We start from the raw sequence: 20,038 nt of genomic DNA on the forward strand, positions 1-20,038 counted from the left end.
CACGAGCGGCAGGGCTGGAACTACCAGCGGCCGAGCCGGGTGGCGAGCACGCTGAGCGCCGCCACGCCGGCGGTGGAGGTACGCAGCACGGCCGGCCCGAGCCGCACCGGCCGGCCTCCAGCCTCCTGAAAAGCTGTCAGCTCGGCCGGGGCGATGCCCCCTTCGGGCCCCACCACCAGGACGATCTCACCGGCGGACGGCAGCTCGGCGGTAGTGAGCCGCTCCGTTGCCTCCTCGTGCAGCACGAAGCCGGCGGCGGCGCCGGTGATCCGGCGGGCCACCGTCGCGGTGGACTCGTCCGGCGCACCGGCCACCACCGGCAGCCAGGGACGGCGCGCCTGCTTGGCGGCCTCCCGAGCGGTGGCCACCCACTTGTCCCGGGCGCGTACGCCACGGTCTCCGCGCCACTGCGTCACCGAGCGGGACGCCGCCCAGGGCACGATCTCGTCGACCCCGACCTCGGTCATCGCCTGCACGGCCAGCTCACCCCGGTCGCCCTTGGCGATGCCCTGCACGGTCACCAGCCGGGGTACGGGCGCGTCCGCGTACCCCCGGGAGGTGACGGTGACCTCCAGGCTGCCCCGGCCGACGGCGGTGACCACCGCGGCGGCCGTGCCGCCCCGACCGTCGGCGAGCAGCAGCTCCTCGCCGACGCGCAGCCGCTGCACGGTCGCGGCGTGGTGCCCCTCCGGGCCGTCCAGGGTGAGCGCGTCGCCGGTGGGCAGCGCCTCGACCAGGAACAGCGGCGCGGACACCTCAGGCGTGCCCGTTGAACGCGTCGCGCATCCGGGAGAAGAAGCCGCCCTGCTTGGACAGCTCGGCGACCTCCTCACCACGGGTCTTGGCGAAGTCGCGCAGCATCTTCTCCTGGTCCGGGTCGAGCTTGGTCGGCGTCCGGACGTCCAGGTGCACGTAGAGGTCGCCCCGGCCGGTGCCACGCAGGTGTGGCACACCCCGGGCGCGCAGCCGCAGCGTGCTGGCCGGCTGGGTGCCGGCCTTGACGTCGACCGTCTCCTCGCTGTCCAGGGTCTTGATGGTCAGGCGGGTGCCGAGCGCCGCCGCGGTCATCGGCACGGTGACGCGGCAGTGCAGGTCGTCGCCCTTGCGGGAGTAGACGTCGTGCGGCCGCTCGTGGATCTCCACGTAGAGGTCGCCGGCGGTGCCGCCACCCGGGCCCACCTCGCCCTGCTGGGCCAGCCGGATCCGCATGCCGTCCTCGACCCCGGCCGGGATCTTGACGGTCAGCGAGCGGCGGGTGCGCACCCGGCCGTCGCCGGCGCAGGTGGGGCAGGGGTGCGGGATGGTGGTGCCGTAGCCCTGGCACACGGTGCACGGCCGGGCGGAGACCACCTGGCCGAGGAAGGTGCGCTGCACCGACTGCACCTCACCCCGCCCGGCGCACGCCTCGCAGGTCGCCAGGTGGGTGCCGGCGGCCGTGCCCGCTCCGGAGCAGGTGGTGCAGAGCACGGCCGTGTCGACGGTGATCGGCGCCTCGACGCCGAACGCCGTCTCGTGCAGGTCCAACTCGAGTCGCAGGATCGCGTCGGCACCCGGCCGGGTACGCGGACGCGGGCCACGGGCGCCACCGGCCGCGCCACCGAAGAACGCGTCCATGATGTCCTGGAAACCGACGAACGGGCCGGCACCACCCGGACCACCCGGGCCGCCAGCGCCGCCACCGCCACCCGGGGCGAGCGGGTCGCCACCCAGGTCGACGATCTGCCGCTTCCGGTCGTCCGAGAGGACCTCGTACGCGGCGTTGATGTCCTTGAACTTCTCCTGAGCCTCCGGGTCCGGATTGACGTCCGGGTGGAACTGGCGCGCCAACTTGCGGTAGGCGCGCTTGATCTCGTCATCGGAGGCTTCCCGGCTCACACCGAGAATGCCGTAGTAGTCCCTGGCCACTGCGTTCCGTGTCCTCATGTTCGTCTCGCGTTGCGCCGATCCGGCGGCAGCCGGCCGTCGGCCCTGACTGTCAGTTCTGGGCCAGCAACTCGCCCACGTAGCGTGCCACGGCGCGCACCGTGGCGATATTGCCGGGGTAGTCCATCCGGGTGGGCCCCAGCACCCCCAGGCCGCCGACGATCGTGGCGCCTGGGCCGTACCCGGTGCTGACCACGGAGGCGGCGCGCAGGTTGTCGAACTCGTTCTCGTCGCCGATCAGCACCCGGGTCGTGCTCGGCTCGGTCTCGCCGATGAGCTTGAGGAGCACGACCTCCTCCTCCAGCGCCTCGAGGATCGGCCGCAGCGAACCCTGGAAGTCGAGCAGGCCGCCCCGGGTGAGGTTGGCGGTGCCGGCGAGCGCGATGCGTTCTTCATGGCGCTCGACCAGCGTCTCCAGGAGCACCGTGGCGAGGGTGGTCATCGTCGGACGCAGCTCGGCTGGCGCCTCTTCGACAAGCGCCTGCACCAACGGCGGCGTGTCGGACAGCCGGGCGCCGGCGAGCTTTTCGTTGACCAACCGGCGCAGGTCGGTGACGTTGTCGGCGGGCACCGGGCCGGGCAGCTCCACCAGCCGCTGTTCCACGCGGCCGGTGTCGGCGATCATGACGAGCATCAGCCGGGTGGTGGAGATCGGCACCAGCTCCAGGTGACGAACCGAGGAACGGGCCAGGCTCGGGTACTGCACGACGGCGACCTGCCGGGTCAGCTGAGCGAGCAGCCGCACCGTGCGGTGCACCACGTCGTCGAGGTCGACCGCGCCGACCAGGAAGCGCTCGATGGCCCGGCGCTCGGCCGGGCTGAGTGGCTTGACCCGGGACAACCGGTCGACGAAGAGCCGGTAGCCGCGATCGGTGGGCACCCGGCCGGCACTGGTGTGCGGCTGCCGGATGTAGCCCTCTTCCTCCAGCACGGCCATGTCGTTGCGGACCGTGGCCGGAGACACGCCGAGCTGGTGCCGCTCGACGAGCGCCTTGCTGCCGACCGGCTCCTGGGTGGAGACGTAGTCCTCGACGATCGCGCGGAGCACGGCGAGTTTCCGGTCGTCGAGACCCATTCTCCGCACCTCCTGTCGCACGTCGGCCGCCGGCGCCATAGGCCGGCCGGGCCTTCCTGGCACTCGACTGTAACGAGTGCCAGTCTACGTCGGCGTACCCGCCGGCGCGATGATCAACGGCGGCTCATCGGTGCGGCTCGCGCAACCCCGCTGGGCCGATCGGCCCACACTGCCGGGCGGAGTCGCTCTGGTGCGGCGTTGCCACTGGCCTCTACCGTGACATCCATGACTGAACCTCCTCGCCCTCCCGGAGCGGGTGAGCCCGGCGACTACCCGCCGGAGCCGACCTCCCCGAGCTCGTTTCCGTCGGCCGAGCCGCCCACCGCACCACTGTCCGGGGCACCCGGCCCGGGCGGCTATCCCCCGGCCGGTGGCTATCCTCCGCCCACTGGTGACCAACCGCCGTCAGGTGGCTACCCTCCGGCGGGTGGCTATCCTCCGCCCGGCGGTTACCCCCCGCCCGGCGGCTACCCCGCCGGCGGATATCCGACCGGTGGCGCCTACGGCGGCTATGCCAGCAACGAGGACAAGACCTGGGCGCTGGTCGCGCACTTCGGCGGTTCCCTCGGCGCGCTGATCAGCTTTGGTCCGCTGGGCTTCGTCGCCCCGCTCATCGCCTACCTGGCCCGCGGTAACCAGTCGCCGGCCGTCCGGGCGCACGCTCTGGCCGCCCTGAACTTCCAGATCCTCTGGTCGATCATCGCGTTCGTGCTGCTCTTCGTGAGCTGGTGCCTGCTCTTCCTGCCCAGCATCGCCGTCGTGGTGATCCAGATCCTGTTCGGGATCATCGCGGGCATGAAGGCCAACGAGGGCACCGCCTACCGCTACCCGATGTCCGCCAACTTCATCAAGTGATCCGGGCCGGCCGCTCCCCCGGCCGGCCCGCAGCACCCGCTGCCCCGGTCCGGGGCAGCGGGTCCGCTCAGGGCAGCAGGTCGCGCACGACCGCGTCGGCCAGCAGCCGCCCGCGCAGGGTGAGCACCGCCCGGCCGGCCGCGTACGCATCGGTGTCCAGCAGGCCGTCGGCCAGCGCCCGCTCCGCACCGGCCCGGCCGACGCCGTCGAGCACCGCCAGCGGCAGGCCGCTGGCGAGTCGCAGCCGGAGCATCACGTCCTCCATGTGCGCCTCGTCGACCGTGAGCACCTCCCGGGCGAGGCCAGGAGACGCGCCCGCGGCCAACCGCTGGGCGTACGCCGAGGGGTGTTTGACGTTCCACCAGCGCACCCCACCGACGTGGCTGTGCGCCCCCGGCCCCAGCCCCCACCAGTCCGCGCCGGTCCAGTAGAGCAGGTTGTGCCGGCAGCGGGCCTCGTCGGTGCGGGCCCAGTTGGAGACCTCGTACCAGGAGAGCCCGGCCGCGTCGAGTGCGGCCTCCGCGGCGAGGTAGCGGTCCGCGGCCACGTCGTCACTGGGGTACGCCAGCTCGCCGCGCCTCATCCGGGCGGCGAGCCGGGTGCCGTCCTCGACGATCAGGGCGTACGCGCTGACGTGGTCCACCCCGGCGGCCACGACCTGCTCCAGCGATGCGGCGAAGTCCTCGGCCCGCTCCCCCGGCGTCCCGTAGATCAGATCCAGGTTGACGTGCTCGAACCCGGCGTCCCGGGCCTCCAGGGCGGCGGCGGTGGCCCGGCCGGCGCTGTGTTTGCGGTCCAGGATCGCCAGCACTCCCGGGGAGGCGGACTGCATGCCCAGCGAGATCCGGGTGTAGCCGGCGGACCGCAGCAGCTTCAACGATTCCGGGGTGACCGATTCCGGGTTGGCCTCGGTGGTGACCTCGGCGTCGGCGGCCAGCCCCCAGGTGCGGTCGATGCCGTCGAGGATGCGGGCCAGGTCGTCGGCGGGGAGCAGGGTGGGCGTGCCGCCGCCGACGAAGACGGTGTCGACCCGGGGCGGCGGGCTGTCGCCGAGCACCCGGGCCGCGAGTGCCAACTCGGCCAGGACGGTGTCGGCGTACCCCTCGCGGCTGGCGCCACCGCCCAGCTCGGCCGCCGTGTAGGTGTTGAAGTCGCAGTAGCCGCAGCGGCTCGCGCAGAACGGGACGTGCACGTACACGCCGAAGCCGCGCGCGCCGACCGCTGCGGTGGCGGTGGCGGGCAGCGATCCGTCAACGGGGACGGTCTCACCATCTGGAAGGACGCCGGGCATGGCCACTAGTGTGCCCGGCATGACCTCTCCCGACGTCCTCGTGCGGGTCGCCACGGCCCGTGGGGTGACCACCCTCACCCTGGACAGCCCGCACAACCGCAACGCGCTCTCCACCGGCCTGATGACCCAGCTGCTGGCCGGGCTGGCGGACGCGGTCGCCGACGACGCGGTTCGAGTGATCGTGCTCGACCACACCGGCCCGGTCTTCTGCTCCGGAGCCGACCTGAAGGAGACCGCCGCGGCGTACGCCAGTGGGACGGTGCCCGCCGGGATGCTGGGTGACGTGCTCGCCGCGCTCTGGGAGTGCCCGAAGCCCGTGCTGGCCCGGGTCGCCGGGCCGGCGCGAGCCGGTGGGCTGGGCCTGATCGCCGCCGCCGACCTGGCGGTCTGCGCCGATCAGGCGACGTTCGCGTTCACCGAGGTGCGGATCGGGGTGATCCCGGCGGTGATCTCGGCGACCGTGCTGCCCCGGCTGCACCCGCGCGCCGCCGCCGAGCTGTACCTGACCGGAGACACCTTCGACGGCCGGCGGGCCGCCGAGATCGGCCTGGTCACGGCGTCCGTGCCGGCAGACGGCCTGGACGCGGCGGTGCAGCGGTTCTGCGACTCGCTGGTCCGCGGCGCGCCCGGCGCGCTGGCCGGCGCGAAGGAGCTGCTGCGCCGGCCGGGCACCGCCGAGCTGCGTGGCGACCTGGCCCGGTTGGCCGCCCTCTCGACCGGCTACTTCCTCTCCGACGAGGGACGCGAGGGGGTCACCGCGTTCCGGGAGAAGAGATTGACTCGATGGGTGGCCGCTCTGGACGCGGATCACGGTGATCATGCCGGGTAGGACCGGGGGTGCCGGGGCCGGTGCCGGGTAGGACCGGGGTGCCGGGGACGGCCACTGCTAGGTGGCGTCCCCGGCCGCTCGGTCGGGTCACCAGGCGGTCGCGCCGCCGTCGACCGGGTAGTTCGCCCCGGTGATGTACGACGCCCGGTCCGATGCGAGGAACACCACCAGCTCGGCGACCTCCTCGGGGCGGGCAAACCGCTTGAGGAGGGTCTTGCTGGTGATCGCGTCCCGGGCCGCCTGGTTGTCGCCCAGGTCGCGCTCACTGGCCGGGGTGAGGATGGGCCCGGGGCTGACCGCGACCGCCCGGATCCCGTGTGGCGCGCCTTCGAGCGCCAACTGTCGCGTCAAACCGATGACGCCGGCGTTCGCCGCGGTGTGGCCGACCATCGGGGGGACCTGACCCGCGATCATGCCGGCCATGGAGGCGGCGTTGATGATGACGCCCCCGCCGCGCTGGACGAGGTGCGGCCAGGCGAACTTCGACACGAAGTAGGGAATGTCGAGTTCACCGGTGATGGTGTACCTCCAGTCCTCGACGGAGAAGTCCGGCATCGGGCCGAAGCGGAGCGCGGCCGCGTTGTTGTAGACCACGTCGAGCCCGCCATAGGCCGCGGCGGCGTCCTCGACGAGCTTCCGCACCTGCTCCGGGTTGGTGAGATCGACTGGCGCGATGCCGGTCATCTCACCGCCGGCGATCCGGACGAGTTCGACCGTCTCCTCGTTGCCGGCCACCTGGATGTCGGCCCCGACGACCTTCGCGCCCTCCCGCGCGAACGTCAGCGCCGCGACGCGTCCCAGACCGCCGCCGGTGCCGGTGACGAGCACAACCTTGCCGTCGAGCGTTCCCATGGAACTCCTCCTTGCTCCGTGGCCGGTCCGGCCGCCTGCGTGTTCGACCGGGCGGGCCAGCGATTGACATGTCAACCGCCTCAAGTCCTTGACCGGTCAATCACCTCCCCACAGGGTCGCGGCGGTGATGCGCACGACAGGTCAGCCCGCCGAAACGCTGGGTGCTTGCCACCCGGCTGGCGGGACCTGGCAGGAGATGCCTCGATTGTCGCCGAGCCATGGTGGGCGGCGAGGCCATACGAGGAGGTGAGACCACGCCTGAAGCGGGAATGCCTCGATCGGAACGCGTCGGCGGAGCCGACCCCGAACCGGGGCGGAGCCGCCGAGCCGGCCCCGAACCGCTCGGACGACCCGAACGGAGCGGCGGGGACGTACGCTTGGCAGACTTGTCGATCTGGGGGTGTGGGTGCGAACTCGGGCAGCCGTAGCGGGTGGAGTGGTGCTCATCCTCGTCGCCGTGATCGCGATCTGGCTCGTCGTACGGCAGGTCGGCGACCGCCTCCAGCTGCCGACGCTGTCACGAAAGTGCACCGTGCAGGCTGACGGCCGGGTCGCGCTGGATGCCGACCAGATGGCAAACGCGGCGACCATCGCGGCGATCGGCGCGAAGCGCGGCATGCCCGAGCGGGCCGTGGTTGTCGCGCTGGCCACGGCGTACCAGGAGTCCGGGCTGCGCAACCTCGCTGACGGCGACCGGGACTCGGTCGGCCTGTTCCAGCAGCGACCGAGCCAGGGCTGGGGCACCCCGGCACAGATCCGCGACCCGCGCTACGCGGCCAACCGGTTCTACGCGGCGCTCAAGAAAGTGCGCGGCTGGGAGAAGATGCGCGTCACCGACGCCGCCCAACGGGTGCAGCGATCCGCCTTCCCCGAGGCCTACCAGAAATGGGCCGACGACTCCGAGGTGCTCAGCCGGGCACTGATGGGCGACGCCAGCGGCGCGGTCGCGTGCACGGTGGGGCGTACCCCGGCAATGCACGGCGCGGCGGCGGCCGCGCAGCTCACCCGCAACCTGGCGCTGGACTGGGGGTTGAAGGGCCTCGACCCGACCGACCCGACCGGGCTGGCGGTGACGCCGGGCGACCAGCGTGACGGCTGGCGGTACGCGCACTGGCTGGTTTCGCACGCCCAGGACCACGGGGTGAAGCGCGTCCGCTTCGGCGACCTGGAGTGGACCGCTCGCGACGGCACCTGGGATCGGGTGAGCGGCCAGCAGAACCCCGCCGGTCAGGTGGTCGCCGAGGTGTTCAACGAGGGGTGACCGGCCCGGATCTCTTAACCGGCAGTCACCGCACAATCGGACAAAATAGTTCGATCCCCTCAACTTGTCGTGGAAGTCTCACGCTACGCAGTCCTCCCGCTGCACGGGGTCCCACTGAGGGCACACCCGTGAAACACACCCTCCCCGATGCCCTGGCCATCGCGTTACGATCGGCGGCCTGTGCCAGAAAAGGTTTCACCTCATGGGGAGGGGTACGACGCGGTGTTCGATTACGGCGACCGGACCGGTTACGAACCGATCAGCGACACTGACCGCAAGGAGTTTCACGAGCAGGGCTTCCTCCTGCTGCGCAACGTCCTGACGGAGGACCACCGGGCGGCGCTGGAGGCGGCAGTCGACCGCGTCTACGCGGAGGAGCAGGCGAAGGGCACCACCAAGAAGGACGGCACCCTGCACCTGCTGGGCTTCCTGGAGCGCGACGAGCTCTTCGGCGAGCTGCTCACCCACCCGATCGCTTTCCCGTACATGTGGGGGCTGGCCGGTTGGAACATCTACACCCACCACAACCACCTGGACGTCACCCCGCCGGCGGCTGAGCCGGAGAAGCCCTACTGGGGTTGGCACCAGGACGGGTACCGGCAGAACTCCGACCCTGAGACGATGGACCCGAACCTGCCTCGGCCGATGTTCTCGCTGAAGGTCGCGTACGTGCTGTCGGACCTCTCCGAGACCGGCCGCGGCGCCACCAAGGTCATCCCGGGCAGCCACCTGTTGAACTCGCTGCCCCGGCCCGCGGACCTCAGCGTGCACAACCCGGACCCGGAGGGCACGGTGGAGATCACCGCCAACCCGGGCGACGCCTTCATCTTCGACCGCCGGCAGTGGCACTCGCGGTCGACGAACCTGTCGACCATCACCCGCAAGATGCTCTTCGTCGGCTACACCTACCGGTGGATCCGTCCGCTGGACGAGCTGCACCCCGACGTGAACGGCGAGTGGTACCGCAACCGCACCCCGGTGCAGCGCCAGCTGATCGGTGAGGGCACCCACACCGCCAACTACTGGGGCATCAACTGGGACGGGTACGTCGACGACGAGATCCCACTGCGCAAGGAGCTCAAGGAGCGCGGCCGGCTCGACCGCAGCGTCCCCTGGCTCCGCTGATCTTCTGCTGCTCGTAGAACGGCCCTCTGCCCAAGGCAGGGGGCCGTTCCACGTTCCGCGAGCCGCCACCCCTCGGGGCGAGCCCGTTCTGGGCCACCCGGCACCATACTGTCGGTAGCGTGGCGGGTGCGCAGGGTCGGGGCGCAGCGCTCCCGCCGCCCAGGGCGCGGGGTGGCACAGGAGGCAGCCGCAGTGACGTCCGCTCCGCTACCCCGGATCCTCCGCCGCCGCGGCGAGCCGGAGTATCCGACCTTCCTGGAGCTCTTCTTCGACCTGGTCTACATCTTCATGTTCTCCCGGCTCGCTGCCAGCCTGGCCGACAACCTGACCGTTCGAGGCGCGGCGCAGACCGCCGTCCTACTGCTGGCCGCCTGGTGGGTCTGGGTGCTGACCGCGTGGATCACCGACCTGTTCGACCCTCGGCTGCCGATCATCCAGGCCACCGTCCTGCTGGTCATGCTCGGCACCCTGCTGATGGCAATCGCGACCCCAGACGCCTTCGGCCGGTACGGGTGGCTCTTCGTCGCGGCGTACTTCGGCATCCACCTCACCCGTGACGCCGTTCTGATCCCCGGCACCCGGATGAACCGTCCGATCCAGGCCAGGAGCATCCGGGTGTTCTTCTGGTTCGGCATCACCGTGGCGCCATGGGTGGCCGGAGTGTTCGTGGAGGAGACGGCTCGGCTGGTGCTCTGGTCGCTCGCGGTGGCGGTCGACCTCGGCTCGGCCCGGTTCGGCTGGCCGACGCCGTGGCTGGGGCGTACCGAGCTCGCCAGCCAGATCTTCACCGGGGTGCACCTCTCCGAGCGGCATCGGGCGATCTTCATCGTCGCGCTCGGCGAGTTGATCCTGAACACCGGCATGGGGCTGGCCGGCAGCGGATTCACCGCCGGCCCGGTGGTCACCTGTGCGGTCGCGTTCGTCAGCGCGGTCCTGCTGTTCCAGCTCTACTTCCAGCGGGTCCAGCGGATCCTTGCCCCACCGGGTGTCGCAACGGTCGAACGGGTCCGCTCCGGCACCTCCACCTCGTACACCCACCTGGTCATGGTGGCCGGGGTGGTGTTGGTCTCGACCAGCACCTCGATAGTCGTCGACCGACCGTTCGGCCGCGCTCCGGTCGAGTTGCTCGCCGCCATCCTCGGTGGACCGGTCCTGTTCCTGCTCGGCAGCGTCCTGTTCGATGCCGTGGTGACCGCCCGGATCCTCTGGTCCCGGGTGCTGGCGATCGTGGCGCTGGCGATCGTGGCGCTGTGCGCTCTGGTGGGGCCCGACACGTTCCTGCGCAAGCCGCTGACCGCCCTGGTGGTAGCGAACCTGGTCCTGCTGCTCACCCTGGTCTGCGAAGAGTTGGCCGCGCGCCGCGGACCGGTCGGAGCTACCGCATCGACACCATGAGGGGCCGCCGCGAGGAGTCACCGCCGCATCGGCGGTGCCGGCATACGCGCGTGTCGACGGGTGCTCACCAGGTTCGCCACGGCGATCAGGGCCAGCACGGTCATGGCGAGCAGCGCGACCACGATCGGCGGCAGCAGTGGCGCCGCCGGCGCCACGCACGCCAGCAGCAGCAGCCCGCCCAGCCGGGACCGCGAGATCCGCCCGAACACGGTGAAATCGAGTACGCCCCGCCCGGCCAGGTACAACGCGGGGCTGCCGAGGATGACCGCGGCCCACGACGGCGGGGTCTCGCCCCACGGGCGGCCCACCACCAGGTGACTGGTGACCGCCGCGCCGACGATTCCGGCCACCATGATCAAATGGGTGACCGCGGCGAACTGGGTGAGCAGCGCCGGGTTGGTCGACCGGGCGATGGCGTCGGTCAGCAACTCACCAGCGCGGTAGGTGTAGATCCGCCACATCAGCACCACGGTGCCGAACACCACCGCCAGTGCCCAGGCTCGTTCCAGCGTGACATCGCTCGTGCTGAAGGTCGTTCCGGTCACGAAGAGCGCGACACCGAGCGCGACGATGACGAACTGCCGGTAACGCTCGGCCACCCGCCCGCTGACCAGCCGCCAGTCGCGCGCATGTGAGCGGCCGATCCCGGGCACCGGCCAGCCGAACCCGGCCGCGGAGTACTCGACGACGACCGCGAGCGCCCAGATCGGCAACTGGCCCGAACCGCCGACGAGTGCCCCGCCGATCCAGCCGACGCCGGCGATGGACTCCCAGGTCAGGATCCGGATACTGCCGGGAAGCAGGGTCTTGGCCGAGGGGGCGAGGGCGTAGTAAGCGGCGGTGCTGAAGTGGATGAACAAGTACGCGATCGCAAAGAGCAGCGCGCGATCACCGTACGCATCTGTCGCGACCGCGGCCAGCAGCAGGCTGGTCGCCGCCACCCAGATGATCTGTCCCTGCCCCGACGGGCGGGCCAGGTCGATGGCGTCCGCGCCCCATACCGTCAGCGCCCAGATCATGCTGAACGCGAGCAGCAGCACCAACGTCTCGGCGACGCCGATCCAGGTCGGGTTGTTGGCCAACAGATTCGCCAAGGTGACCAGCGCGAAGACGTAGACGAGGTCGAAGAAGAGCTCCAGGAACGCCGGACGCTCCAGGTCCGGGTCGGCTGGTGGGGCCGCCCCAGCACCACCGTCCGTCGCCATCGACATCGCGCTTCACCCGGCCCCCCGCCGCACGCCCTCGGTGGGGACATTACGGGCAACGGCCCTCGGTCAGCCCCGTCATCCGGTTCTTACGGCCGAATCCAATGGCTCGCCCGCCGACTGTCCCCGCCTGGACCGGAAGGCCGGGTGTCGTCGCGGCACCTCGGTCAGCGCCGAGCGGCGAGGCGACGGCGGGCCTTCTCGCGGATCTTCTCCGGCAGGTCCTCCGCGTCCAGCAGCCGGGGCAGCAGCTCCGGCTCCAGGCTCGTCGCCCGGAACACCTCACCGATGGTCACGCCGTGCGCGGGCCGCTCCACCACCTCGACCGGGTCGCCCGGACCCACCTCCCCCTCCCGCAACACCCGAAGGTAGGCGCCGGGCAATGCCCGGGCGGTGAACCGCTTGATCAGATCCGGTACGCCCCAGTAGCCGGCGAAGGTGGTGCAGGGCGTACGCGGCTTGGTGACCTGGAGCAGGGCAGCGCCGACCTGCCACTGCTCGCCGATCACCGCGCCGGTCACGTCGACCGCGTACGTGGTCAGGTTCTCACCGAACCCACCGGGCCGTACGGCCCGACCCAGCTCGGCCGCCCACCAACCGGCGTCCTCCTCGGCGTAGGCGTAGACCGCCTGGTCGGGGCCGCCGTGATGGGCCCGCTCTCCGATGAAGTCACCGACCACCCCGTCGAAGCGGACCAGCACCGGCCCGTCGACCGGCCGCTTGTCGATGCCGCTGCGACCGCTCGCGTCGCCGGCCCACTCCGCCTCGGTCACCACGCCGAGGTTCACCGCTGCCACCCTGCCCGTCATGACGGCCAGCTTAGGCCTGGTTCATGCGGGCGGCCGACCTGCGGCGGGTCCGCACTCAGCCCTTGACGGCGCCGGCCACCAGGCCGGAGACCATCCGGCGCTGCACCAGCAGGAAGAAGATGATGACCGGCAGGGTGAACAGGGTGGACGCGGCCATCACCGGGCCCCAGTTGGTGTCGTCCCGGCCGAAGAAGAAGGTCATCGCCACCGGCAGCGTGTAGCTCCCCTGATCGTTGATGAACGTCAACGCGAAGATCAGCTCGTTCCACGCCGTGATGAAGGAGAAGATGCTGGTGGCCACCAGGCCGGGCGCGACCAGCGGAAAGAGGACCCGACGGAAGGTCTGGGCCCGGCTGGCACCGTCGATGGCCGCGGCCTCCTCCAACTCCTTGGGCACCGCGGCGACGAAGCCGCGCAGCATCCAGACCGCGAACGGCAACGAGAAACCGAGGTACGTGAGGATCAGGCTGGGCAGGGTGTTGTAGAGCCCCAGCCGCTGGATCATCAGGAAGAGCGGGATGACCAACGCCTCCAGCGGGATCATCTGCACCACCAGCAGCATGATCAGAAAGCTGGTGCGCAGACGGAAGCGGAACCGGGCCACCGCGGTCGCGGCGAGCAACGCGACCAGGCCGCTGAGCACCACAGTGGAGACCGCGACCAGCACGCTGTTGAGGAAGAAGTCGAAGAAGCTGACTCCGGGGATCAGGTTGCCGGTCAGGATTTCCCGGTAGTGCGCCAGCGTCGGATGGGTCGGCACCGGCTGCGGGGTGGCCGAGAAGATCTCGTTGCTCGGCTTCAGCGAGGTGGAGATCATCCAGTAGACCGGGAACGCCGCGAAGAGCGCGACCAGCAGCCCGGCGGCGTTGAGGGCGACCTTCTTCACGACTCGTCCTCCTGCCTGAGCACCATCCGTACGTAGAAGCCGGTGACCACCAGCAGGATCAGCGTGAGGATCACCGCGATGGCCGCGCCGAGTCCGTACTTCGGCGGCGGAGAGAAAGCTTCGGCGTACGAGTAGATGGCGAGCATGAACGTTGGCCGGTCCTGGGTGCCGCCGGCCAGCACGAACTGCTGGGTGAAGACCTTGAAGTCCCAGATGGTGGAGAGCACGATCAGGATCCCGAAGACCGGGCGCAGCAGCGGGAAGGTGATCTTCCAGAACACCCGCCACGGGCTGGCGCCGTCCACCCGGGCCGCCTCGTGCAGCTCACTCGGCACGCTCTTGAGACCGGCGAGCACGCTCACCGCGATGAACGGGAACGAGTGCCAGACCACCACCAGAGTGAGAATGGCGAAGAAGAGCAGTGGCGAGTTGAACCAGCCGTAGCCGGTCCAGTCGCTACGACCGAACAGACTGTTGGAGAGCCCGTCCGGCAACGCGTTGAACAGCCACGTGACGAGGCCGCTCGTGTCGTCGAAGATCCACTTCCAGACGATGGTGCCGGTCAGTGCCGGCGTGGCCCAGGCGAGCATCACGCAACTGGCCACGAAGGTCGCCATCTTGCGGCCGAGCCGGTTGAGCAGCAGCCCGACCAGCGTGCCGAGGACCATCGTGAGCAGCACGTTGGCCGCGGCGAACAACACCGTGTTGCGCAGCACGGTCAGGAAGAACGGATCGGAGAGGATGTCGGCGTAGTTGCCCAGCCCCACCCACGGCCACTCTCGGTCGCCGCGCAGTTGCCGGACGCTGTTCAGCCGGTAGAAGGACATCGCCACCACCTGGCCGAGCGGCCAGAGCAGCAGCACCCCGATGATCACCAGTGCGGGCAGGAGCAGCAGGTAGGGCAGGCGGTCCACCCGGCGACGCCGCCGCGCGGGGGTCTCCCGCGCGGCGGCCGTCTCCGGCACCTCGGTCAGCGTGGTCACTTGGCGTTGAGGATGCTTTCCATCTCACCGGCCGCATCGGCGGTAGCCTTCTCGACCGTCTTCTGACCCTTCATGACCGAGCTGTTCATCGCCTGGGTCACCGTCTTGGTACGGCTGACCTCCACCCACTTCGGGGTGAGCGGCGTGAGCTTGGTGTTCTGCATGGTGGTGGCGAACGCCGCCATCACCTTGTCGTTGGCGTACGTGTCACCCGCGACGAGATCCTGGTAGACGGGGAAGAAGCCGAGGCTGCTCGCGAAGCTCTGCGCGTTCTTCTTGTTCAGCAGCACGGTCAGGTAGTCCCAGGCCAGGTCCTGCCGCTCGCTGTCCTTCCAGATCGCCACGTCCGAGCCGCCCGCGAAACCGGGCGCCGCCTTGCCGTCCGGGCCGGGGATCGGGAACGTACCCCAGACCTTCTCGATCTCGGGGTTGTCCTTCTTGATGGCGCCCTGCTGCCAACTACCGGCGAACGCCATCGCCGCCTTGCCGGTGGCGAACTGGGTGCGCGCGTCGATCTCGTTCCAGCCTGCCGCTGCCGGCGGGGCCACCTTGTGGACGGTCACCAGGTCGGTCCAGAACTTGACGGCCCGCTGCGCCTCGGGCGTGGTGTAGCCGGACTTCCAGGCGCCGCCCTGGTTGCTGGCGATCTCGCCGCCGGCCCCCCAGAGGAAGGAGTAGAAAGGCAGCTCGGAGTTGCCCGGCAGGGCGATGCCGTAGGTGCCCTTCTTCTTCGCCTGCACGGCCTTGGCCACCGTGACCAGGTCGTCCCAGGTCTTCGGCGGCTGAACGCCCGCCTCGGCGAACCAGTCCGTGCGGTAGTAGATCGCCCGGACGCCCGCGTACCACGGCACGCCGTACTGCTTGCCGTCGAGCTGCGCGTTGCGCACCAGGTCAGGCAGCAGGTCCTTGCTGTCGGCCCAGCCGCCCATCCGCCCGCTCACGTCGGCGAGCGCCTCCTGGGCAGCCCAGCCCTGAGTCTCGGTGTTGCCCAGCTCGGTGACGTCCGGCCCCTCGCCCCCGGCGAGCGCCGCCTGGAACTTCTTGGGCGCCTCGAGCCAGGGAATGTACTGCACCACCACGTCGGTGTCGGGGTGCTTCTGGCGGAACTCGGCCTCGACCCCGTCGAGGAAGGCGTTCTGCGCGTCGCCGCCCTCGCCCATCATCCAGACCGTGAGCTTGCTGTCGTCAGCCGCGTCCTCACCGGAACCCCCGCAGCCGGTCAGCACCATCGCGGCCGAGGCCACCATGGCGGTGACCGGGGCCAGCCGCTTCCACCTGTTCACGCCCACTCTCCCCTCGCGCCGCCTGGAACTAACCTTCTCCGCCGCACCTTAGTACGAAGAATTCCTTTACGACAGTGGGCGGGGCTGGCCGAAATCGTGGCGACCGTACCGCAGAAGCCCGACGAGTGCCGCCGTGACATCGGGCCGAAGTTGGGCACATAGCACGAAAGAGCGCCCGGCCAGGGCCGGGCGCTCTTTCCGGTAGTGCGGTCTTGCCAGTCCTGCTGTCTTCCAGGTGATGCCAGGTCGTTATCGGGCCTGCTGTCCCGCAGGCGATGCCGAGTCGTTATCGGGTGACGCTGCGGCGGCGACCCACGCCAGCCACCAGCGCGACCGCGACGGCCGCGACGACAACCTGCACCAGCAGCTCGCCCCAGTCCACGCCGTTCGTCTCGGTGGCGATGCCGATGGCCCGCGCCAGCACGGTGCCCAGCAGAGCCGCGCCGACACCAATCAACAGGTGCAGCCAGATCGGCATGTTCTGCCGGCCCGGAACGACCAGGCGGCCGAGCGCGCCGACGATGAGACCAACAACGATCGCAGTGATGATGCCCCACACGGTGAGCTCCACGGCCACCCTCCTTCAAGAATGTCTGACACACGATGTGTGTGCTTCCTGTCGTGACCGCTAAGTGCCCGCCCCACCGAAAATCCAAACCGACTCCGGCCACCAAACGATCACGACTTGGCCGACAGGAACACGTTCCACCGCCCACCTCCGCGCAGGCCCCACGATGTCGACCGGCCACCGTGGCGACCAGCCACCCGCCCAGGCCCGCGGGGCCACGGCCCCCGCCCCGGCCACCCGACCACCCAGCCACCCGGCACCCGGCACCCGGCACCCGGCCACATGATCAACACAAGGTCGCCGACATTGCGGTATGAGCCCGGGCTGACACCCCCACATCGCCGAAACAGAGTCGATCACGGTGGGGCGCGCCAGAAAGGCCCGCCGAGAGGGCCCCAGCCGTCCACCCCTTCAAGACACCCGACCGGAAGATCAACACCAGATCACCGACATTGCGGTATCAGCCCGGGAAGACACCGCCACATCGCCGAAACGGAGTCGATCCTGGTGGGGCGCCAGAGAGGGCCGACGCAGGCCCGGGCCGTGTGACCACACAGGACGCCGGGCCAAGAGATCATCACCAGATCGCCGACATTGCGGCATCAGACCCACAGGGACACCCCCACTTCGCCGAGAGGGAGCGGAGCCGGTCACGGCGATCCGGTGCACCGGAGGCACGCGGACAGGCACGGCGATCGGCCACTGCCGGGATGAACGCCGATGGGCGCCCGACCTGTCGGTCGAGCGCCCATCCGGGGTGTTGCGGTGGTACGTGGTAGTGCTCGGTGTTATCGGGTGACGCTGCGGCGGCGACCCACGCCAGCCACCAGCGCGACCGCGATGGCCGCGACGACGACCTGCACCAGCAGCTCGCCCCAGTCCACGCCGTTCGTCTCGGTGGCGATGCCGATGGCCCGCGCCAGCACGGTGCCCAGCAGAGCCGCGCCGATACCGATGAGCATGTGCAGCCAGATCGGCATGTTCTGCCGGCCGGGGACGACCAGGCGGCCGAGCGCGCCGACGATGAGACCAACAACGATCGCAGTGATGATGCCCCACACGGTGAGCTCCACGGTCGTCCTCCTTCAAAGAATGTCTGACACACGATGTGTGTGCTTCCTGTCGTGACCGCTAAGTGCCCGGGCCGCCGAAAACCCAAACCGACTCACCTGACAGGACGAAGCCGGGCGTCAATGTCCAACGGGTGCGTCGGTTGGCGCGGAAGCGCGTCCACACAGGTAGGAGCCCATCTCGTCGACCCATTCGGCCCGCGACGGCGTTCCAAAAAAGTTCCGCCGCCGCGGTCATACTCCCGCCGTCAGCAACCAGCCGGCATCCACGACGGGCGAATAGACCGGTCGAGGCAGCCCGGCCGAGCAGACCGACCGACGCAACGGGTCGACGAGACCGGTCGAGGCAGCTCGACCGAAGCAGACCGGCCGAGGAGCCTGCTGAAGCAGGCCCACCGGAACAGCCCGCCCGAAACAGTTCGGTCGAGGCAGCCCGGCCGAAGCAGGCCGACCGAGGCAACGGGTCGACGAGGAGCCCGTCGAGTGGGCCCGACCACACAGAGGGCCCGACCGCACGGGGCAACCTGACCGCATAACGAGACCGACCGCACGGAAGGCCACCGCACGGAAGGCCACCGCACGGAAGGCCACCGCACGGAAGGCCACCGCACGGAAGGCCACCGCACGGAAAGCGACCCCAACCGACAGGCGCCCGCGCCGGCGGGCGACCCCACCAACGGGCAGCCGCGCCGACGGGTGGTGGGGCGGCGCTACTTCTTCCCGGCTGCCTTGCCGTCGCCGGAGTCGGAGGAGAGGGCGGCGATGAAGGCTTCCTGCGGCACCTCGACCCGGCCCACCATCTTCATCCGCTTCTTGCCTTCCTTCTGCTTCTCCAGCAGCTTGCGCTTACGGCTGATGTCACCGCCGTAGCACTTGGCGAGCACGTCCTTGCGGATCGCCCGGATGGTCTCGCGGGCGATGACCCGGCTGCCGATGGCCGCCTGGATCGGTACCTCGAACTGCTGGCGCGGGATCAGGGTACGCAGCTTGGCGGCGATGGTGACGCCGTAGTTGTACGCCTTGTCCTTGTGCACGATGGCGCTGAACGCGTCCACCGGCTCGCCGTGCAGCAGGATGTCCACCTTCACCAGGTCGGACGCCTGCTCGCCGGAGGGCTCGTAGTCGAGTGAGGCGTAGCCCTTGGTACGGCTCTTCAACTGGTCGAAGAAGTCGTAGATGATCTCCGCGAGGGGCAGCGTGTAGCGCAGCTCCACCCGGTCGGCGGAGAGGTAGTCCATGCCGAGCAGGGTGCCGCGCCGACCCTGGCAGAGTTCCATCACCGCGCCCACGTAGTCGTTGGGCGTCAGCACGGTGGCCCGGACCACCGGCTCGTACACCTCGGCGATCTTGCCGGTGGGGTACTCGCTCGGGTTGGTCACGACGATCTCCTCGCCGTCGTCCGTGATCGCCCGGTAGACGACGTTCGGCGCGGTGGAGATCAGGTCGAGGTTGTACTCGCGCTCCAGCCGCTCCCGGATGATCTCCAGGTGGAGCAGGCCGAGGAAGCCGCAGCGGAAGCCGAAGCCGAGCGCACCGGAGGTTTCCGGCTCGTAGTCCAGCGCGGCGTCGTTGAGCTTGAGCTTGTCGAGCGCCTCGCGCAGGTTGGGGTAGTCGGACCCGTCGATCGGGTAGAGGCCGGAGTAGACCATCGGCTTCGGGTCCTTGTAGCCGCCCAGCGCCTCGGCCGCCGGCCGGCTGTTGATGGTGACCGTGTCACCGACCCGGGACTGCCGGACGTCCTTCACGCCGGTGATCAGGTAGCCGACCTCGCCGACGCCGAGCGCCTCGGCCTTCACCATCTCCGGGGAGATGACGCCGATCTCCAGCAGCTCGTGCACGGCCCCGGTGGACATCATCTTGATCCGGTCCCGGGCGCTGATCCGGCCATCGATGACCCGGACGTACGTGACGACGCCGCGGTAGACGTCGTACACCGAATCGAAGATCATCGCCCGTGCGGGCGCCTCGGCGTCGCCGACCGGCGGGATGAACTGCCGGACGATCTCGTCGAGCAGGTGCGGTACGCCTTCGCCGGTCTTGCCGGAGACCCGGATGCAGTCGGCGGGGTCGCCGCCGATCAGGTGGGCCAACTCCTCGGCGTACTTCTCCGGCTGGGCGGCCGGCAGGTCGATCTTGTTGAGCACCGGGATGATACGCAGGTCGTTCTCGAGGGCCAGGTAGAGGTTGGCCAGCGTCTGCGCCTCGATGCCCTGCGCCGCGTCGACCAGCAGCACGGCACCCTCGCAGGCGGCCAGCGACCGGGACACCTCGTAGGTGAAGTCGACGTGCCCCGGGGTGTCGATCATGTTGAGCACCGCGTGCTCGCCGGTCCGCTCGCCGTCGCGGATGGTCCACGGCATGCGGACGGCCTGGCTCTTGATGGTGATGCCGCGCTCGCGCTCGATGTCCATCCGGTCCAGGTACTGGGCGCGCATCTGCCGGGGGTCGACCACGCCGGTGAGCTGCAGCATCCGGTCGGCCAGGGTCGACTTTCCGTGGTCGATGTGGGCGATGATGCCGAAGTTCCGGATGCGACCGGGGTCGGTGGAACCGGGAGCATTCGCGCCGGGATCGAGCTTCGGTGGCACAGCGGTCCGTTCTGGTCGGCTGACGTGAACAGGCCGGCGC

The 20,038-nt window shown here is 70.1% G+C and carries 18 protein-coding genes; 5 read left to right on the forward strand and 13 right to left on the reverse strand.

Going from position 1 to position 20,038, the window contains the following annotated elements; genetic code table 11:
- Positions 1–20: 20 nt before the first annotated feature.
- The 3 genes from HNR20_RS07615 to hrcA all read right to left on the reverse strand — a co-directional run bounded on the left by HNR20_RS07615 (position 21) and on the right by hrcA (position 2,998).
- A complete protein-coding gene (locus HNR20_RS07615; protein WP_184177696.1) occupies positions 21–755 on the reverse strand; it encodes a 16S rRNA (uracil(1498)-N(3))-methyltransferase in 735 nt (244 codons plus the stop codon).
- Between the two features lies 1 nt (position 756).
- Complete coding sequence (gene dnaJ / locus HNR20_RS07620) at positions 757–1,905, reverse strand: molecular chaperone DnaJ (RefSeq protein WP_184188132.1); 1,149 nt, start codon at positions 1,903–1,905, stop codon at positions 757–759.
- 70 nt (positions 1,906–1,975) lie between these two features.
- Positions 1,976–2,998 (reverse strand): heat-inducible transcriptional repressor HrcA, encoded by a 1,023-nt coding sequence (gene hrcA, locus HNR20_RS07625; protein ID WP_110562694.1) that lies wholly within the window; start codon positions 2,996–2,998, stop codon positions 1,976–1,978.
- A gap of 225 nt (positions 2,999–3,223) precedes the next feature.
- On the opposite strand from hrcA, the gene HNR20_RS07630 reads away from it, so the two are divergent.
- A complete protein-coding gene (locus HNR20_RS07630) occupies positions 3,224–3,853 on the forward strand; it encodes a DUF4870 domain-containing protein (RefSeq protein ID WP_184177698.1) in 630 nt (209 codons plus the stop codon).
- 67 nt (positions 3,854–3,920) lie between these two features.
- On the opposite strand, the gene hemW is transcribed toward HNR20_RS07630, so the two are convergent.
- Positions 3,921–5,144, reverse strand: a complete 1,224-nt coding sequence (gene hemW / locus HNR20_RS07635) for a radical SAM family heme chaperone HemW (RefSeq protein WP_184188134.1) — start codon at positions 5,142–5,144, stop codon at positions 3,921–3,923.
- 19 nt (positions 5,145–5,163) lie between these two features.
- Between hemW and HNR20_RS07640 the strand changes: the two genes are divergently transcribed.
- Complete coding sequence (locus tag HNR20_RS07640) at positions 5,164–5,973, forward strand: enoyl-CoA hydratase-related protein (RefSeq protein ID WP_184177700.1); 810 nt, start codon at positions 5,164–5,166, stop codon at positions 5,971–5,973.
- Positions 5,974–6,060: 87 nt separating this feature from the next.
- Here the strand turns inward: HNR20_RS07640 and HNR20_RS07645 are convergent, their stop codons facing one another.
- The gene (locus tag HNR20_RS07645) at positions 6,061–6,825 is read right to left on the reverse strand and encodes an SDR family NAD(P)-dependent oxidoreductase (RefSeq protein WP_184177702.1); all 765 of its coding nucleotides are present in this window, start codon (positions 6,823–6,825) and stop codon (positions 6,061–6,063) included.
- Between the two features lie 400 nt (positions 6,826–7,225).
- Between HNR20_RS07645 and HNR20_RS07650 the strand changes: the two genes are divergently transcribed.
- The 3 genes from HNR20_RS07650 to HNR20_RS07660 all read left to right on the forward strand — a co-directional run bounded on the left by HNR20_RS07650 (position 7,226) and on the right by HNR20_RS07660 (position 10,606).
- Positions 7,226–8,086: a hypothetical protein gene (locus tag HNR20_RS07650; RefSeq protein WP_184177704.1), complete on the forward strand. Its 861-nt coding sequence runs from the start codon at positions 7,226–7,228 to the stop codon at positions 8,084–8,086.
- Between the two features lie 222 nt (positions 8,087–8,308).
- Positions 8,309–9,211, forward strand: coding sequence for a phytanoyl-CoA dioxygenase family protein (locus tag HNR20_RS07655; RefSeq protein WP_184177706.1), 903 nt, complete (start codon positions 8,309–8,311; stop codon positions 9,209–9,211).
- Positions 9,212–9,403: 192 nt separating this feature from the next.
- Positions 9,404–10,606, forward strand: a complete 1,203-nt coding sequence (locus HNR20_RS07660; protein ID WP_184177708.1) for a low temperature requirement protein A — start codon at positions 9,404–9,406, stop codon at positions 10,604–10,606.
- Positions 10,607–10,623: 17 nt separating this feature from the next.
- Here the strand turns inward: HNR20_RS07660 and HNR20_RS07665 are convergent, their stop codons facing one another.
- The 8 genes from HNR20_RS07665 to lepA form a co-directional block, all read right to left on the reverse strand.
- On the reverse strand, positions 10,624–11,817 hold the full coding sequence (locus tag HNR20_RS07665) for a low temperature requirement protein A (protein ID WP_184177710.1): 1,194 nt from the start codon (positions 11,815–11,817) through the stop codon (positions 10,624–10,626).
- A gap of 161 nt (positions 11,818–11,978) precedes the next feature.
- Complete coding sequence (locus tag HNR20_RS07670) at positions 11,979–12,620, reverse strand: MOSC domain-containing protein (RefSeq protein ID WP_184177712.1); 642 nt, start codon at positions 12,618–12,620, stop codon at positions 11,979–11,981.
- A gap of 55 nt (positions 12,621–12,675) precedes the next feature.
- Positions 12,676–13,506, reverse strand: a complete 831-nt coding sequence (locus tag HNR20_RS07675) for a carbohydrate ABC transporter permease (RefSeq protein ID WP_184177715.1) — start codon at positions 13,504–13,506, stop codon at positions 12,676–12,678.
- Positions 13,503–14,489 carry a carbohydrate ABC transporter permease gene (locus HNR20_RS07680; RefSeq protein ID WP_184177717.1) on the reverse strand — a complete coding sequence of 329 codons (987 nt, stop codon included), beginning with the start codon at positions 14,487–14,489 and terminating at the stop codon, positions 13,503–13,505. Before HNR20_RS07680 ends, HNR20_RS07675 begins: the two co-directional genes overlap by 4 nt.
- A complete protein-coding gene (locus HNR20_RS07685; protein WP_184177719.1) occupies positions 14,486–15,772 on the reverse strand; it encodes a sugar ABC transporter substrate-binding protein in 1,287 nt (428 codons plus the stop codon). The genes HNR20_RS07680 and HNR20_RS07685 overlap by 4 nt, the downstream gene beginning before the upstream one ends.
- A gap of 286 nt (positions 15,773–16,058) precedes the next feature.
- On the reverse strand, positions 16,059–16,343 hold the full coding sequence (locus tag HNR20_RS07690) for a GlsB/YeaQ/YmgE family stress response membrane protein (RefSeq protein ID WP_184177721.1): 285 nt from the start codon (positions 16,341–16,343) through the stop codon (positions 16,059–16,061).
- Between the two features lie 785 nt (positions 16,344–17,128).
- Entirely contained in the window at positions 17,129–17,413 is a 285-nt protein-coding gene (locus HNR20_RS07695) for a GlsB/YeaQ/YmgE family stress response membrane protein (RefSeq protein ID WP_184177723.1), read from the reverse strand.
- Between the two features lie 707 nt (positions 17,414–18,120).
- Entirely contained in the window at positions 18,121–19,998 is a 1,878-nt protein-coding gene (lepA, locus tag HNR20_RS07700; RefSeq protein ID WP_184177725.1) for a translation elongation factor 4, read from the reverse strand.
- Positions 19,999–20,038: the final 40 nt, after the last annotated feature.

The organism is Micromonospora parathelypteridis (genome assembly GCF_014201145.1).
GTDB classification, from domain to species: Bacteria; Actinomycetota; Actinomycetes; order Mycobacteriales; family Micromonosporaceae; genus Micromonospora; species Micromonospora parathelypteridis.